This is a genomic window from Halobacteriovoraceae bacterium, from assembly GCA_020635115.1.
In the GTDB taxonomy this organism is placed as follows: Bacteria; Bdellovibrionota; Bacteriovoracia; order Bacteriovoracales; family Bacteriovoracaceae; genus JACKAK01.
The window spans coordinates 374,463-392,193 of record JACKAK010000001.1 but is presented as its reverse complement, the minus strand read 5'-3'; the positions used below and the strand labels follow the sequence as shown (position 1 = coordinate 392,193).

Below are 17,731 nucleotides of genomic sequence, written 5' to 3'. Positions count from 1 at the left end.
AAGTATGGCCCGGAATTTTTAAATTGACTATTGCTTTGCATATCCTGTGGCGCGTTGTGAAGTAGCGAAAACTGGCCTATGTTTCTCCTTTATTTTAGAAAACGAGCTTGATATTGTTTGCAAAATTAAAACTGGAGAAACTTATGAGTATATTGGCCGGCAAAAAAGCACTTGTTTTAGGTGTTGCAAATGACAGAAGTATTGCATGGGGAATCACTCAGAAACTTAAAGAACAGGGTGCAAGTATAGGACTTACATTTTTAAATGAAGCTTTAGAAAAAAGGGTTATCCCTTTGGCCAATGAAGTTGGCGCTGATTTCACTTGTGAAATGGATGTTACAAAGGATGATCATTACGAAAATCTCTACAAAACAGTAGAAGCCAATTGGGGGAAATTTGATATATTGGTGCATTCTTTGGCCTTCGCGGATAAGGATGATCTCAAAAGACCTTTTAGCGAGACTTCTAGAGATGGCTTTTTGATGGCATGTGATATTTCAGCATATTCTTTAATTGGTTTGTGCCGTGCTTTAAGGCCATTGATGACAGAAAATGCTTCAGTGATAGCAATGACGTATCATGGTTCACAGCAGGTGATTTCAAATTATAATGTCATGGGTGTTGCAAAAGCAGCTCTTGAAGCGTCAGCAAGATATCTGGCCGATGATTTAGGTAAGGCCGGGATTCGAGTTAATTGTATCTCTGCTGGCCCAATTAAAACACTTGCGGCCTCAGGTATAAGTGGTTTTCGGTCTATTATGAACGTTGTTGAAGAAAAGGCCCCTTTAAGAAGAAATGTAACTCAAAGTGATGTCGCAGGAGCAGCACTATATTTATCATCGAGTTTAAGTAATGGAGTAACTGGACAAATTCTTTATGTTGATTCGGGGCTTTCAATATTAGGTGTTTGTTGAGAGATGAATTATCAATTTGGTCAATTCACCTTAGAGCATTTATCTAAAATGCGTGATGGAATCATTCTATTCAATGAAGAAAAATTTTTTGAATGTCATGAATTTCTAGAAGCTCTTTGGTTAGAAGATATGACTGATAATGCTCGTTATGTTTATTGGGCCGTTCTTCAATATGCAGTTGCCATGTATCATCTTAGAGAGGATAATATCAAGGGAGTTCAGGGTCTACTAAGGAAGGCGCAAGAAAAAGTGCGAGAATGTGAAAGAAGAAAGGTTGAAACCGACATTCTCGAGAAATATTTGAGTTGGGAAGAGTTTAAGAAAAAAATTTTAAATGCGCCGTTAAATGGTGACATAGAACGCTATAATGATCTCTATGATTTTAAATTTATTGATCCATCACAATGGGATTTTGCGTGAAGAATATATTCACATACCTTAATGAGACCTTTGATATTCTTAAAGAAGATCGGGTAGTTATTACTTTGTCATTGGTTCCAATTGTCATTGGATTTGCGTTTTATTTTTTTTTAGGATGGTGGATTGTAGGGCCAGTTTTTGATTGGGGAGAGAGTTTCATAGCAAAGTATATCTCGGCCGAAATTCTATCTGGGTTCTTTTATTATCTAATGGTAGGAATCGTAACAGTTGGGTTGTATTTTATAGTGAGTTGGACTTTTGTTTTAGTCGTATCGATGCTTGCTTCTCCTTTTAATGACTTTATTAGCGAAAGAGTTGAAAAGAAAATTTCAGGGAAAGAACCACCTGGTCTGGGAGATTCTTTTAGTTCTATACTTTCTAATCTTCCAGGAGTTATTTCAAATGAAATAAAAAAAGTTTTTGTCGTTTTAATTTTGACAGCTATTGCTTTTATAGCTGGTTTATTTCCAATTCTTGTACCAGTTTCAATTATCATTACCGCGCTTTTACTGTCTTTTTCTTTTTTAGATTATTCTTGGTCAAGAAATCATGTTCCAATGTCTAGTTGCTTTGGATTTTTAAAAAAGAATTTTGTGATGAATTCATTCAGCGGATTATTGTTTCAGGTGTTATTTATGATACCTGTCCTTAATATATTCTCGATTCCATTTGCAGTTGTTTATTTTACAGTAATGTTTACAAGAGAGCATCTCTTAAAAGGATCAATTCAAGAATGAATAAGTATCTCATTGCATCAGCTCGTGATTTAGATAGTGCAACCCTTTGTTTTCCGTTTTTGCATGCTCTTCACCAAGAAGATGAACAGGCAGAAATAAACATAATTGTTCCTGAAGATTTTTATAATATTTATAGGGCCCTTCCATTTCATGTAAGGGTTTTTGAAATTCCACAACAAAAAGAAACAATTCTTGGAATTCATCACTTTGCCTATAATTTGAAAGATGTTTTTAACATTGATACTTTTTTTGATTTTGCCAATAATTTTAAATCATCACTTATTGGATTATTTTTTAAAGCAAAAAACAGAATTGGTAATAGAGAAGGGATGAGAAAATTTATTATTAATCACCAAGTTGAAAGAAAATCATATTTGAATTCTGACTCTGACTTTTTGTCTTATTATGAATCCAATTTTAAGAAACCTGTAAATGGTTTTAAGGTAATTGGTGATGATACTGAATATGTTAAAAATCAATACTTGGAATATTCCTATTTTTTAATAATCTTTGAAAACGAAAAGACAACTGATGAAAATTTAAAAATGTGGAAATCTTTTTTTAAAGGTTTTAAGGAAACTAACTTTATTATTTGGAATAAGGATATTCAGAAAAATTTATATGAAACAGAGGAATTTTTCAAAAAATTTATAGAAGATCTGAATGACGATAATGAATATATCCTTTCAAAAAATCCAGATGTAAGTGAGTTGAATAAACTCATTTTTGGTTCGAAATGTGTATTCACAGATGCTCAGTGGGCCAGTACGTATTGTGCTTATTTTGGAGTTTCATCATTCTTTTTCAATAAAGCTCCACATGGGCCAGATAAACACAGGCATTTTAGAATTTATCCAAATTCAATTCACCTCAATCAAAATAAAATACCATTTTTAATTTCTACCAGAAGTGAAACCAAGGGAATTGGAAATATGTCTGAAGCAATAGATTATATTCACCAGTATTTAAATATTTAAAAATACAGCTTAAGTAAGTCCATTTTTTCACGGTGCAAACTGACACTAGATTCGAATTTTGAATTAATGACCTTGTCTGTTAGACTTTTTGCTGCTTGGGAGTTTGTCTCCAAAAACGGGAGGTTTGAAAATGACAAATTATTTAAGAATATTGATGATTATGTCCTTAATGATTATCAGTATCGATTCCTATTCTATGAAATCAAGTTATAAAACAGCAAAAAATGGGATGAAAGTCTGTCTTGAAGACGGATTGCTGGTTGTAAGTGACCATGGAATTGATTTGAAGAAGATTTCAACAAAAGAATTTAATTTTCAAAGAGTCAACGATCTATTGATCAATGATAACGTCATCATATTTCAAAAACAACTGGCCGCTGATCCAGGTGGATATCCAAGTAAAATTGATGTTGAAGAGTACATTGAAAAAAACACTCCTCAAAGAGCGTTCGTCGATTTTTTTAATCAAAGTTTGAACCTTAGCAAAATTGTTATCGATGAAATTGTTCTCAAATTTTAGGCAGTTAACATTCTAAAAGCTCAAATTCGCCAAGTTTTTATTGCACTCCATTTTACGGACTTAGTTGAAGAAATATCATGATTTCAACAGGTTACATACTTTTATCAAGCAATTCTTGTTTGAAATCTCTAAATATAAGACAATAAAGTGGCGATAATATGTCTGGGTCAATCTTGAGGGAGTACACTATGAAAATTCAAACTTTTATGGTTATTATATCGTTAGTTACCGTTTCTTGTGTTCCAAGTGGTGGAAGCGGGAAAAAGAAATCTAAAAGCACTAATAATAATATTTCATCAATTAATTCCGAATCTGGAAATGCTTCCGGTAGTGGTAATGGTTCTATATCTTCAGGTGCTAGTGTCAATAACTGTTCATACCCATCTTTTGGGAGCAATATGAATGTTGTACAGATGAATGGGTCTTCTAAAGATGTCATGTCCGGGGCAGCTTATATGCTTGGTTCTCATACCAGTTCTAATGATGTCGTTAGTTTAGGTGCAAGAGTCTCTGTTATTGTAGATAACAAAGTAGATAAGATTATTCTTCCACAGGCAAAGTCTAATTATGGATGGGGAAAGAAACAGGACCAAGTTCATTTTGCAATCTATGACAAGAACTGTCCTGGGAATCCAGTCGTAGTTGATTTTCAAAGCGTGAAAGACAATGTGCTCATTCAATTTGCTGGTAGCGCTATGACTTATCCACTATCTCAAGATTTTTCGGCCGGAGTGTTTCGATTTGATTCAGCGGCATACTAAGTACGCCGCTATTAAAATAGTTATTTGATCATTCTCACTTGAATGATTCAATATTTTTCTCTATTGAACTGATCAACTCTTGAAATTCACTGGCCTTCGATTTGACCTCTGTGACAACTTCTTCTGGCGCATTTTTCATGAAATTTTCATTTTGAAGTTTCTTATTAATCTTTTCGAACTCTTTTTTATTCTTTTCAAGATCTTTTGTTAACCTGTTAATCTGCTCTTGTAAGTCAATCACTCCATCGAGTTTTACAAAAATTTCACTATGAGTATTAGCAAATACAATTGATTTTGAAGGGCGAGTTGAGTTTTTGTTTTTAATCAAAAGTTCTTCCACCTTGGCCAGTGAAGAAAAACCATCAATTGAGTCCATAAAAAAGCTCTTATACTCCTCGTTTTCACAATGGATTTCAACTTTAATTTGTTCTTTTGGTTTAATATTGACAGCTGCTCGTAGATTTCTGATATTTGTTACATTCTCTAAAAATACATGGGTCAGTTCGGCCTCTTTTGAAAAGAATAGAGAGTTGTTATACTCTGGATACTCTTGCACAATTAACAGATCTTCAACTTCATTTTTAAGATGCGACCACAGTTCTTCAGTAATGAATGGACTAAATGGGTGTAGTAGGGCCACTATTTTTCTAAAGACATGTTTTAAAACAGTTGATCTTTGTCTTATAGCTGCAATATCTGTTCCATTTAAAATAGGTTTTGAAAGTTCGATGAAAGACGAACAAAATTTATCATAGACAAATTTATAGATAGCGCTACAGGAATCATCATATCTATATTCTTCCATAGATTCGTTCATAACTTTGGTCGTTTCATTTAATTCATGTAGGATCCATTTCTCATGGACAGATAATTTTGAAATATCAGGAAGTACATGATCAGCATTACCTAACGTAGGAGAGATGAATCTGAAAGCATTCCAAATTTTATTGATAAAATTTCGATAGCCTCCTATGCGCTCAGGATCCAAATTTAGTCCTCGATTATAACCAGAACCAGCTGCAAGAGTGAATCTAAAAGAGTCTGCTCCATACTGACGACACATTTCTAGAGGGTCGATTCCATTTCCTAGGGACTTGCTCATCTTACGGCCCAATTTATCTCTTACGATGGCATGAATATAGACATGTTTAAAGGGAACTTCTCCAGTAAATTTTAAGGTAAGCATCATCATCCTAGCGACCCAAAAAAAGATAATGTCAAAACCTGTAACCAGAGTAGAAGTTGGAAAAAATGTTGAAAATCGTTTTTGTTTCATTAAATCTTCATCAGGCCAACCTAATGTACTCATGGGCCATAGACCTGAACTAAACCATGTGTCTAAAACATCGGGGTCTTGAAAAAATTTATTCTCACCACATTTAGGACAGTTGGTAGGATCTTCTTCACTGGCCCAGGTTGTCTCGCATTTTTTGTTTTGACAATAATAGACTGGAATTTGATGCCCCCACCAAAGTTGTCTTGAAATACACCAGTTTTTAGGTTCACGAAGCCAAGAGAAAAAAGTATTTTCCCAAGATTTGTGATAAAAACGTGTTCTATCTTCTTCTACTGCTTTAACGGCCTGAGCGGCCATTTCTTGAACGTTCATAAACCATTGTTTGGATACCATTGGTTCGATAATCGCCTTAGAACGATCTCCATGTCCAACTTGGTGAATGTGTTTTTCTTGTTTGATCAAAATACCTTGATTTTCAAGATATGAAACAATTTTTGTTCTGGCCTTCTTGCAAGTAAGTCCAGCATATTCACCTGCAACTTCGTTGAGAGTTCCATCTTTGTTTAAAATATTGATGACCTCTAATTTGTGACGTACGCCAATTTCAAAGTCATTAAAATCGTGTCCTGGAGTTACCTTAAGGGCCCCAGTTCCAAGTTCCATGTCAACATACTCGTCTCCAATTATGGGTACTTCACGATTGACTATAGGGATGATGGCCATCTTTCCTATAAGATGTTTAAATCGAGCATCATTTGGATTAACAGCAACTGCTGTGTCTCCTAATAGTGTTTCAGGACGAGTGGTAGCTATTTCTAATTTTTCATCTGTTCCTTTAACTTCATATAGAAGATGATAGAATGCTCCTTGAACTTCTTTATGCTCAACTTCAGCATCAGAAATAGCTGATTGAAGTACAGGGTCCCAATTGATGATATAATCAGACTGATAAATCAGCCCTTCCTTGTAAAGATCTACAAAAACTTTTCTTACGGCCTTATTTAATGATTTATCCATTGTGAAAACTGAATAATTCCAATCACAACTTACGCCCATATTTTTCTGTTGATCCAGAATTATGCCGCCATACTCTTCCTTCCACTTCCAAATGAGTTTTACAAACTCTTCTCTTGTAAAATCATGTCTGGTTTTTTTTTCAGTTTCAAAAATTTGTCTTTCTACGACGGATTGGGTTGCAATTCCCGCATGATCCATTCCAGGGATCCATAATGTTTCATAACCTTTCATTCTTTTAAATCGTATGAGTGCATCTTGTGTCGTCACATCTAGAGCATGTCCTGCATGTAGTCTACCTGTTACGTTTGGAGGGGGAATTAGTACAGTGAAGGCCTCGCCTTTTTTACCTTTTTTGGGTGCAAAATAGTTTCCTTCTTCCCATTTTTTATACCATTTATCTTCAACATCACTTGGTGAATACGTCGTAGAGAGTTCCATTTTTTGTTCCTATTTTTGTAAAATATAGCTGACAATACTTTCAATATCATTGAGTTTGAAAGATTTTTGTTCTTTGGTCTGTGTGTTTTTTATTTGTACGGATTGATCTCTAAGTTCTAGTTCGTCCATAAAAGCAACAAAGTGAGCACCTTTTTTCTCTGCTAAAGGAAAAACTTTTTTAAATTTCAAAGCTGAAAAATTAGATACAACTCTGAGATCTGCTTTTCTTAGCTCATGTGCGAGTTTAAAACTGAATATTCTACAATCGTCATGTTGAAAAGAGATAAATAGATCATTTTTCGGAGTAGAAAGATCTGGCAAGAGATCATGTGTTTTTAAAAAATCAGTAAGAGTAACATCACCCATTCCAAAACCTATTCCAGGGAGTGGTTTTTCTCCAAAAATTTTCAAAAGGTCTGAATAAGAACCACCTCCACAAATCGCACGAGGGTTCTGTGGATTTAGATCAAATACCTCAAACACAATTCCAGTATAATAATCAAGACCTCTTACAATTGTAGGATCATAAGTTAGAAATTGATTAATGTTTAAATTCTTTGCATCGTTGAAGAGCTTATTTAAATCATCGAGGGCATCAACTTGAGAGTTTTCGCTTAAAAAAGAATTCATTTTTTCAATAGTGCTAGATTGAATATATTTTTTGAATAGATTTTTTTGTTCAGTGGACAATGCGGTTTCATCAATCATTTTATCTAGTGCAACACTCGAAACTTTTTTTGATTTATCAATGATTTTATAAAGTTTATATGAAAGTTCGCCACTAACTTTTAGTATATGTTCAAATACTTTATCGACAATCTTTCTATCATTGATACAAATCGAAAAATGTTTGTTATTTGCTCCAAACTTAGTCAGTAATGTAATAAGCATTTGAATGATCTCAAATTCACCTTCTCCATTTGGCGCACCAAAAATATCACAATTGAGTTGCCAGTGTTCTCTGAGTCTACCTCTTTGAGGTTTTTCATAACGATAAAGATTAGGGATTGAAAACCAACGAATTGGTCTGGGCTCTTCTTTATGTATTTGAGCAACCATTCGTGCAAGAGTTGGAGTCATCTCTGGACGAATTGCTACAAACCTTTCTCCTCGGTCATAAAAAGAGTAAATTTGTTCGTTAATAAGTTCTTCGCCAGACTTAGCTTTATAAAGTTCAACTTCTTCTAGTAAGGGCCCATCATAATGTTCATAGGCAAAACTATGGGCGACTGATTTCATGATGTTAAATATGTAATCTTGAATTCTTTTTTCTTTTGGGAAAAAATCTCTCGTTCCCTTATAAGGACGTTTAGTTAGACTCATATCCTATTCCTGTACTTGGTTATTATGGCCATTTCGAAGACGCATACTATCAAACTTTGAAGAGGAAGGCCAAATTAACAAGTAGAGTTAGAAATTTCCTTGAGGTATTTGGTGCATAGAGGCAGTATAATGAAATCAAGGAGATAGATATGAGTAAAGAAAATGGTTCCAATGATCCTTCAAAAGATTTTACTTCAGTTCCTTTAATAAAAGTGCAGCCAAATATTCCTTTGCCTACAGATGTTTATTTGCGCATAGCTGATAAATACATAAAGTTCAAAGAAGTTGGGGATTCCATTGATGATGAGAAGTATAATTTTTTTCTATCCAAGCACCTTAAGTATATTTATATCAAAATTTCTCAAGTTAACGACTTCATGAGTTGGATGAAGAAAGAAAAGGAACGAGCTATCCAGGAAATGGTCGACGTCGTTGGAAAGGAAAAGAGATCCCTTGTTATTGCACGTGAAGAGATTAAAGAGAAAGTATTTGAAACATTTGCTGATCAAGAATTAAATTCAGAAAACCTAAAAGTGATCCAAGCAACAGTGGCCAATTTTATAGAAGAAGTATCTAAGGATAAACTTGCTCAAGCGGCCTTAGCAAAACTCACTGTTCAAAATCAATCTATTGCTGATCATTCAGTAAACGTTGCTAACTTGGCCGTATATTTAGGAATCGTAAATGGGCATGGACATCAGTTCGTTCTAGAAAACCTCTATCTAGGTGGATTGCTACATGATTATGCTAAATCAAAAATTCCTGAAAATATTTTAACAAATCCTTCAAATGCATTATATTCGCAAGCAATTCAAGATCACCCAGCAAAAGGTAAAGAAGCGGTTGCTAAATTGCCAGAGATCCCAGAACAAGTTTTAACAATTGTTGAGCAACACCATGAACAGTGGAATGGGCAGGGTTTTCCAAAAGGTTTGAAGGGTGATGACATATATGATCTTTCCCAAATTGTTGCATTGGCCAATACATTTGATAATATTTTAACTGAAAGTAAGAATAGACCTGCTGAAATGTACAAAAGGGCCATTAAGGTAATAGAATTTGATAAAGGTAAAAAATTTAATCCAGATATTATTAAAAGATCAGTTGAGGCCTTAAAATTTTCTTTTAAGGACAAACTTTAGTTTAAATAATTTAGCATATTTTTTTCTTCATTTTGACAATGAATTGTTGCTAAAATGTGATGAATTTGAAAAGGACTAATATGAAGAAGTATATTGCTTATATTAAAGAATATTTATTCAAAACCCTTAAAAATTACCTTTTATGGTTTTCTTTTTTTTAATAATCTTTAATTTTATTGTGGGGATTAGATTTTTTCCAACATATATATTCTATTATTTACATGGAATTTTTCTTTTTTTGATTGTACTAAGCTTAATTGTAGGACTATCGCCAATTCATAAAATTATTGGTGATTTTAAATGGCAAAGGCCTGCTTGGTTAGTCCTATTAGAAGAGAATATTTTCCTAAAAATCAAAAGTTATATTCTAAATAATTTAAAAATAGTTATTCCTCTATTTATTTTACTTTTTGTTACTCTTTTAGGAGGAGCAGTTTATTTATTACAACCACCTCCAAGTGGAATAAATGTCGTATCAATTGCTGTCGAACCTATACAACAAACCTATTACTCAATCTCAAATGAAAAAGTAGATAAAAATATATCTCCTTTGATTATAACTTTTTCACAATCTGTTGCTCCCCTTAAAAATATTGGAAAGAAAATAAATGAAGGCATAGTCTTAGAACCAAATATTAAAGGTGAATGGAAATGGACCGATGAGAGTACGCTTATTTTCAAACCGAATGAAACTTGGGAACTTGGTAGTAAAATAAAAATTAAACTAGGAGATGAATTAATTTCTCCAAAATTTGTTCTTAAAGAAAAATCTTTTGAAATAAAAACACCTTTACTTGTTAAAAACTCTGTTGTCACAGAGTTGTATGAAGATCCAAGGAATCCAAAAAATCGGAGCGCAATATTTACCATAATTTTTAATAATCCAGTTGATATATCTGAAATGGAAAAGTTAATCAGACTTAAACAAATTAACTACGAGGGTAAAAAAGAAAATGTGAAGCCGCTGTCATTTACGCTAAGTGCTAATAAATTGCAAGATAGAGTCAATGTTCTCTCTTCACAAATTGATATTCCTCAAAATGAGGGGGAAGTTCTTTTATCTTTCGAAGGAGAAGTGAAACCCTTTTATGGAAAAGGAAAAAGTGAGATAAGTTTCACTGAAAAACTTAGAATACCAGGCATCTATGATTATTTTCATGTAAATGTGCCTAGTATAAATATAATTGAGAATCAAAAGGGACTACCTCAACATATTCTAGAAGTTCCATTATCAATTGGTGTTAAAGTTGATGATTTGAAAAAATCACTAAGATTATTTCAACTTCCAATTAATGATGGAAGAAAAAAAATTAATTGGAAAAAAAAGAAATATGACATAGACATTGTTGAAGCAAGTAAAAAGTACAAAGAATTAACCTATAATATATTGCCATCAGCTGAAGAATTTCCTCGAACTCATTTAATAGAAATTTTCCCCGAACATAGTAGTTATATTTATTTTCATATAAAGAAGGGAATGAATTCTGCAAGTGAATTTAAGTTAGTAGAAGATTTTAATGATGTCCTCTATGTCGAACAATTTCCTAAGACTGTAAAGTTTCTTAGCGATGGACAGATATTGCAACTGAAAGGAGAAAAAAAACTTAGCATTTATTCAATTAATACATCTAAATTGAATATTGAAATTGGGCAGGTAATCGAAGAACAGGTTCATCATATATTGTCCAACGCATATAGCTCAGAGGATAAAATAATTTTTAATTCGCCTTATTATTTTTCACATGAAAATTTATCCTACGTTCAAAAATTTAAAAAAGTTGTTCAAAATCCTTCAAGAACATCCCCAAGTTATACTACGCTTGATTTTTCAGAATATCTTAATAAAGTTAAAAATGGTCAAAACTTAAAAGGTTTGTTTTTTGTCAAAATTAAAGGCGATGACGATGAAAAAGTTATCGATCAGAAATTTGTTCAAATCACAGATTTAGGAATTATCATTAAAGATGATATCGTTGGAAATAAATCAATATTTGTATCTTCTATTTCAAATGGAGAGCCTGTAGAAGACGTAGAAATTTCGATGGTTGAAAAAAATGGATTTCCAGTATTAAAAGGTAAAACCAATCGTGATGGAATCGTAAATTTCCCAGTTTATAAAACAGATGATTATACTAAACGAGCGAACGGAATTATATTAAAAAAAGGGTCAGATTTAGCTTTCATGAATTTTAACGATTACCAAGATAATCTAGAATATTCTCGTTTTGATGTTGGAGGTGAACAAAACTCTAATACTGAGAATGAATTTAAGGCCTATCTCTTTACTGACAGACAAATGTACAGACCAGGTGAGGAAGTCAGACTTGGACATATTATCAAACAAGAAAACTGGGCAAATGATTTAAAGGGAATTCCACTTGCTATTAATATTATTAGTTCTTCAGGTGATGAAATCCTATCAAAACAATTCGAAGCAAATGCTTCAGGATTTAATGATACTATATTTAAGCTTAGTAAATATGCTAAAACGGGAACCTATTATGCCAACCTTTTTGGTGTAGATAATAAAGGGGCGGATAAAAGTTTATTTTCGATTGGATCAACTACTTTTCAAGTTGAAGAATTTGAACCAGATAAACTCAAGTTAAATTCTTTTATCAGAGAAAAAATAAGTCGAGGATGGGTAAAAAGCTTTAAATTGAATTTAGATATTGAATTAAAAAATCTTTTTGGAGTCGTGAGTAGTGGAAATAAAGTTAAATCAAAACTATTATTAACCCAGGCCAGAATAAATGTTTCAGAGTTTCCTGATTTCACTTTTTCAAATCCTCAGAAATATTTCGATACAGTTTCTGATGAAATAGGTACTGGAATAACTAGTGAATCTGGCCAGCTTGAATTGAAAATAGACCTTGAAAAATATGCACCCAAAATTTATCAAATGACGGTAGTGACTGAAGCTTTTGAAAAAGAAAGTGGAAGATCCGTAATAGCAACTGATTCTACAATTGTTTCTAGCTTAGACTACTTGATAGGTTATAAACTTACAGGCGATTACTCTTTTATTAAGCAAGGAGATAGTCCTTTTATTACAATAATAGGGGTAAATGAAAATTATAAAAAAACAAAAATTAATAATCTTAAAAAAACAATATCTAAAATTACCTATGAGAATATCTTGACTAAGCAAAGTAATGGAACCTTTGCATATTCATCAACAAAAACAGAATCTGTTTTAAAAGATGAAAAGTTTAATATGAATGAAGAAGGAATCGTTTTTAACTTGGATACTAATAACGTGGGAGAATATTTGTTGCAAATATTCGATGAACAAAACAATGAATTATTCAATTTTAAATATACCGTTAGAGGAGAACAAAATTTAACACGTTCATTAGAAAGAAATGCGGAATTGAAAGTTGAACTAGACAAAAAGAGTTATAATTCAGGAGATAATATTCAAATGGAAATTAAAGCACCTTTTACAGGACACGCTTTAATCACTATAGAAAAAGAAAAAGTATATGAGCATAAATGGGTAAAACTTAATAAGAAAACAACCATGCAAAAGATAATAGTACCAGCAAATGTAAAAGGTAATGCATATGTTAATATCGTTGCAATTAGAAGTATAAATTCTCCAGAGATTTACACTTCTGCTGTTAGTTATGGTGCTTTTCCTATTTCTATTAATCAAGAAAATCTGGCCGAGAAAATTGAACTAAAGCATGATGAAGTTATTAGACCAGGAGAAACACTTAAAGTTAACTATAAAACAAATCATAATAGTGACATTGTTATCTTTGCAGTTGATGAAGGAATTTTACAATTTGCTGGTTATAAAAATCCAAACCCAATTGCATTTTTCCTGGCAAAAAAATCATTAGATACTCGCACTATCCAGAATATATACAAAATTATGCCTGAAGATAATCTCATTAAGGATATGTTAACCGAAGGAGGAGGGAGTGGAGGAGCTCTATCTGCAAATCTTAACCCTTTTCAAAAAAAGCGAAAGGCCCCGGTCGCCTATTGGTCAGGTATTTTGAAATCTTCTACTCACTTCAAAACATGGGATTTTAAAGTTCCTACACATTTCAATGGACAAATGAGGTTAATAGCTGTGGCCGTTTCAAAAGAAAGAATGGGCAGAGCTTTAAGTCATTCCTTTGTCAGAGCAGATCTGATTATGTCTTCATCACTTCCTTCAGTGACCTCACCTGGAGATAAACTTTCTATTCCAATAACAGTTATGAATAATATTGAAGATAAAAAAGAATATGAAGTTTCAGTTGAAAGCATTACAGACGAATTTATCAAAAATACTGGAAATAACAAACTGAAGTCAAAAATAAGTTATAGAAAAGATCATCAGTATGTCTTCAACTATGAAGTAGGACAAAAAATTGGAGAGTCCTCGTTACGATATATTGCAAAAACAAATAAATTCGAAAATCAAATAGAAGAAAATATAAGTGTAAGACCTACAATTCCATATATAAATCAAGGAAACTTAGGTGTTATTGAAAAAGATAAAAAACTCTATTTTGGTCAGAAAATGTATAACGAGAATAGAAAAAAAGGAATAATTGTTGGAAAAACACCTTTGGTATTTGCCAAAAATATTATTAATTTTTTAGATGAGTATACATTTTTATGTACTGAGCAACTTATATCACAAGGGATACCATACATTACTCTAGGTAAATTTCAAAAAAAATCCTATGAGTCAATACGTATGATACTTGCACAACTTCAAGATAGAATTAATCAGAATGGAGATATTGTCTATTATCCTGGGACTGAAAAAATTGAGAGTTGGTTAAAATTGCATGTGCTACATTTTTTAATAGTGGCCAAAGAGAATGAATTTCCTATTAATCATCAACTTATTGAAACGCAACTCAGAGTTCTGAAAGAAGGATTTGATTCAATAAGCAATAATTTCGAAAAAACATATGCTATTTACTTAATGACTAGAAATCAGATTGTTACAACTCCATTCATCAAAAAGATGAATAAATTGATTAAAGAGTTCGAAACCCAAGGAAAAATAAATACTCTCGATCAATTGAGTATTGTTTTTTTGGCCAGTTCATACCAGCTCCTTGGAAATCAGGAACAGGCCGACAAGCTTCATTCACTGGCAATGAGTAAAGATCAAATACGTGAGAAAAATTATCTTCACTACACAAAAAATGTGCAGGATTTAATGCTTTTGAATTTGAATAAAAGGCATTTTTCTAAGATCAATTCAGAAAATGATAATAAAAAAACTATCGAAGTATTTACTACTTTAAACAAAAATTTAAATACCCTCGCTGCCGCCCATGCTCTTTATGCTCTAAATTCTCTACCGGATAAAAATGATGAAGTAAATAATGTTGAAGTTTATTCACTTACACTAGTTAATGGAAAAGAAACTAAAAACAAACTTGAAATTGGTAAAGGAGAGTTAAGTTTCAAGAAAGATATCATCGGAATTGAAATTATTAATAAAAGTGGTGTACCTTTATATTACTCTTTTACAGATTCAGGATTTCCGAAAGACTTGTCCAGTCATAAAATAAAAAACTTTGAAATATCTAAGGAGTATATATTTAAAAATGAAAACATAAAAGGGCCAATTAAGCGAGGTGATAACGTTGAGGTTTTAGTTAAAGTCAGAGTCCCACAAAATTGCACCTCTGAAGATATTATTGTCAAAGATTTATTTCCAACAGGATTTGAACTAGATTTGAATTCAAATTTAGAAATTAGTGGTGAAAAATCCCTAGATTTTATAGATAAAAGAGAAGACCGGGTTGTGTTCTATGGAGGATTAAAGGATTCAGTTTTTACTATGAAATATAAACTAAAGGCAACTGTCTCGGGAACATTCAAAATTCCGCCATCATATAGTGAACATATGTATAATCCAAATTGTCAGGGAATTGGAGAATTATCTGAAATCAGTGTTGAATAAGAAATTAAAGATTTCTTTTATAATCCTCGCTGGATGGATTATATGCTGCTCTATTTGTAGACAAATGTATCCAATAAAGAGTTTTTTCACTTATTCAAAAGCGATATATTCAAAAGACAATCAACTATTAAGAATGACTTTATCTGAAGATGAGCAATATCGATTATGGGCCGATCTTAAAGATATTCCAATAGGTTTACAAGAAACATTTTTATTAAAAGAAGATCAATATTTCAAATATCACATTGGATTTAATCCAATTAGTTTACTTAAGGCATTTAATGTCTCCTATCTAAGGGGCGAGCGCATGGTAGGGGCCTCGACCATTACAATGCAACTAGCACGATTAATATACAATCTTCAAACAAGAACTATTATTGGAAAATTAAAACAAATATTGATTTCTTTAGGATTTGAACTAATTTATTCAAAAGATCAAATTTTGGAGGCATACTTGAATTTTGCCCCATTTGGTAGAAATATTGTAGGAGTAAGTGCGGCCAGTCTTATTTATTTTAAAAAACCTATTACTCAACTCAGTCTTAATGAGCATTTATTCCTTAGTGTTATCCCACAGAATCCATCAGCTTTAAATTCTTTGAATGAATTGGGGTCCATTCCAATCGAGATTTACCATAAAAAAGTGAAGTTAAGTGAAAAATGGCATGTGTTACAAAAAGATGGAAAAAAATTCAATGCTAAAAATGTAGAGAGAAATAATATTTATTCTACAAATAATATCCCTTTTTTAGCTCCACATTTTACAGATTTTATCATTGGAAAAGAATTTAAAGAAAATAGCATAGAAACGACATTAAATTTAAAAATTCAAAATAAAGTTGATGCTGCTGTTAAGAATTATATTCATCATAAAAGAAGTATTGGGATTAAAAATGCTGCAGCTATTGTTGTCAATTATAATACTATGGAAATTGAAACTCTGGTAGGATCAGCCGATTTTTTTGACAATCAAATTCTCGGGCAAAATAATGGTGTATTTGCTAAAAGATCTCCAGGATCGACCTTAAAACCTTTTTTATATGCCCTTGGTTTTGAACGCGGAATTATATTCCCGAAATCAATTATGTACGATATCCCTCTTACATTCAAAACACCTAGAAATTTTGATGAAAAATTCAGAGGTGCTATGACTTCTGAAGTCGCACTTATTACGAGTAGAAACGTTCCTGCAGTATGGTTATATTCTAAAATTAAGAATCCCAATTTCTTTGCTTTTTTAAAAAGTACAGGTGTCATAGAAGATGAGGAGTTAGATATTTATGGTAGCTCTCTTGTTTTAGGCGGAAAAGAAATGTCACTATTAGATTTATCAAAACTCTATTCTATTTTAGGAAATCAAGGAAAAGTAAGAGAAATTAAATGGAAAAAAGATAATATTGAATCTGCAAGTACTGAAGTTCTTAGTCCTCAGGCGGTAGCTATGTTAATGAATGTATTGGCCAATAATCCAAGACCTTCAAGTGGTATGATTGAGAAATTTACGAAAAGAAAGCACGAAGTTTACTGGAAAACAGGAACTTCATTTGGTTTAAGAGATGCTTGGTCTATCGGACTTTATGGGCCCTATGTTGTTGGTGTATGGGTTGGAAATTTTGATGGACAGGGTAATCCTTATTTTATCGGACATGATACGGCCTCGCCGCTTTTTTTTGATATTGTAGATAAGTTAAAGAATTTTGTTCCTGATAATTTTATTGATTTAAAACAAGATTCTTATAAATTATCTCATGTAGATGTTTGTTCAAAAAGCGGTATGATTCCCACTAAAAATTGTAAAAGCACTGTAAGTTCTCTTTATCTGCCTGGAGTTTCATCAATTCAAAAATGTAATGTTCATAGAAAAATCAAAATTAATAAAAAAACAAAACTTAGAGCTTGTAGTACGACAAATGATAGTATTGAAGAAAAAATTGTAGAGGTCTGGCCTTCAAAAATATTGGAAATACAAAAAAATATTGGTTTACCGCTTAAAGAGTTACCTTCATATTCAAATGAATGTAAAATTTCTGATAGGGTTTTATCTGATAATGATCCGGTGATACTTTCTCCCCAGCATGGTATAGATTATCATATTAGGGTGAATGACGATAAAAACCTCATTCCACTCTCTGCGAAAGTAGATTCTGATGTCAGAAACATTTTTTGGTATGTGGATGAGGAGTTTCTAGGAAAAACTTCTCCATTAAAACCACTTTTCTGGAAGGGAGTATCTGGCCAGCATCTTGTAAAAGTTGTCGATGATCAGGGAAGACATTCTCAAAGAGAAATGAATATTTCAGTCTCATATTAGAAAACGTT

General features: G+C 32.4%; 11 protein-coding genes. 9 read left to right on the top strand and 2 right to left on the bottom strand.

Features of this window, described 5'->3' with window-relative positions:
- Nucleotides 1-143 precede the first annotated feature (143 nt).
- From H6622_01880 to H6622_01855, 6 genes are all read left to right on the top strand, one after another.
- On the top strand, nucleotides 144-914 hold the full coding sequence (locus tag H6622_01880; protein ID MCB9060255.1) for an enoyl-ACP reductase: 771 nt from the start codon (nucleotides 144-146) through the stop codon (nucleotides 912-914).
- 3 nt (nucleotides 915-917) lie between these two features.
- Nucleotides 918-1,334, top strand: a complete 417-nt coding sequence (locus H6622_01875) for a DUF309 domain-containing protein (GenBank protein MCB9060254.1) — start codon at nucleotides 918-920, stop codon at nucleotides 1,332-1,334.
- Nucleotides 1,331-2,071, top strand: coding sequence for an EI24 domain-containing protein (locus tag H6622_01870; protein MCB9060253.1), 741 nt, complete (start codon nucleotides 1,331-1,333; stop codon nucleotides 2,069-2,071). The genes H6622_01875 and H6622_01870 overlap by 4 nt, the downstream gene beginning before the upstream one ends.
- Nucleotides 2,068-3,048 carry a hypothetical protein gene (locus H6622_01865; GenBank protein ID MCB9060252.1) on the top strand — a complete coding sequence of 327 codons (981 nt, stop codon included), beginning with the start codon at nucleotides 2,068-2,070 and terminating at the stop codon, nucleotides 3,046-3,048. The genes H6622_01870 and H6622_01865 overlap by 4 nt, the downstream gene beginning before the upstream one ends.
- Before the next feature lie 130 nt (nucleotides 3,049-3,178).
- Nucleotides 3,179-3,568 carry a hypothetical protein gene (locus tag H6622_01860; GenBank protein ID MCB9060251.1) on the top strand — a complete coding sequence of 130 codons (390 nt, stop codon included), beginning with the start codon at nucleotides 3,179-3,181 and terminating at the stop codon, nucleotides 3,566-3,568.
- A 188-nt stretch (nucleotides 3,569-3,756) separates the two neighbouring features.
- Entirely contained in the window at nucleotides 3,757-4,329 is a 573-nt protein-coding gene (locus H6622_01855) for a hypothetical protein (GenBank protein MCB9060250.1), read from the top strand.
- 34 nt (nucleotides 4,330-4,363) lie between these two features.
- Here the strand turns inward: H6622_01855 and H6622_01850 are convergent, their stop codons facing one another.
- Entirely contained in the window at nucleotides 4,364-7,021 is a 2,658-nt protein-coding gene (locus H6622_01850; protein MCB9060249.1) for a valine--tRNA ligase, read from the bottom strand.
- Nucleotides 7,022-7,030: 9 nt separating this feature from the next.
- Nucleotides 7,031-8,344, bottom strand: a complete 1,314-nt coding sequence (locus tag H6622_01845) for a histidine--tRNA ligase (protein ID MCB9060248.1) — start codon at nucleotides 8,342-8,344, stop codon at nucleotides 7,031-7,033.
- Nucleotides 8,345-8,493: 149 nt separating this feature from the next.
- Between H6622_01845 and H6622_01840 the strand changes: the two genes are divergently transcribed.
- The 3 genes from H6622_01840 to pbpC all read left to right on the top strand — a co-directional run bounded on the left by H6622_01840 (nucleotide 8,494) and on the right by pbpC (nucleotide 17,723).
- Nucleotides 8,494-9,486 carry an HD domain-containing protein gene (locus H6622_01840; protein MCB9060247.1) on the top strand — a complete coding sequence of 331 codons (993 nt, stop codon included), beginning with the start codon at nucleotides 8,494-8,496 and terminating at the stop codon, nucleotides 9,484-9,486.
- Between the two features lie 238 nt (nucleotides 9,487-9,724).
- Nucleotides 9,725-15,412, top strand: a complete 5,688-nt coding sequence (locus tag H6622_01835) for a hypothetical protein (GenBank protein MCB9060246.1) — start codon at nucleotides 9,725-9,727, stop codon at nucleotides 15,410-15,412.
- A 64-nt stretch (nucleotides 15,413-15,476) separates the two neighbouring features.
- Complete coding sequence (pbpC, locus tag H6622_01830) at nucleotides 15,477-17,723, top strand: penicillin-binding protein 1C (GenBank protein ID MCB9060245.1); 2,247 nt, start codon at nucleotides 15,477-15,479, stop codon at nucleotides 17,721-17,723.
- Nucleotides 17,724-17,731 lie beyond the last annotated feature (8 nt).

What these genes read in the sequence shown, in the direction of transcription:
- H6622_01855 (MCB9060250.1), top strand. Translation starts at nt 3,757, where the DNA reads ATGAAAATTCAAACTTTTATGGTTATTATATCGTTAGTTACCGTTTCT.
- H6622_01850 (MCB9060249.1), bottom strand. Translation starts at nt 7,021, where the DNA reads ATGGAACTCTCTACGACGTATTCACCAAGTGATGTTGAAGATAAATGG.
- H6622_01865 (MCB9060252.1), top strand. Translation starts at nt 2,068, where the DNA reads ATGAATAAGTATCTCATTGCATCAGCTCGTGATTTAGATAGTGCAACC.
- pbpC (MCB9060245.1), top strand. Translation starts at nt 15,477, where the DNA reads ATGTATCCAATAAAGAGTTTTTTCACTTATTCAAAAGCGATATATTCA.
- H6622_01845 (MCB9060248.1), bottom strand. Translation starts at nt 8,344, where the DNA reads ATGAGTCTAACTAAACGTCCTTATAAGGGAACGAGAGATTTTTTCCCA.
- H6622_01875 (MCB9060254.1), top strand. Translation starts at nt 918, where the DNA reads ATGAATTATCAATTTGGTCAATTCACCTTAGAGCATTTATCTAAAATG.
- H6622_01860 (MCB9060251.1), top strand. Translation starts at nt 3,179, where the DNA reads ATGACAAATTATTTAAGAATATTGATGATTATGTCCTTAATGATTATC.
- H6622_01880 (MCB9060255.1), top strand. Translation starts at nt 144, where the DNA reads ATGAGTATATTGGCCGGCAAAAAAGCACTTGTTTTAGGTGTTGCAAAT.
- H6622_01840 (MCB9060247.1), top strand. Translation starts at nt 8,494, where the DNA reads ATGAGTAAAGAAAATGGTTCCAATGATCCTTCAAAAGATTTTACTTCA.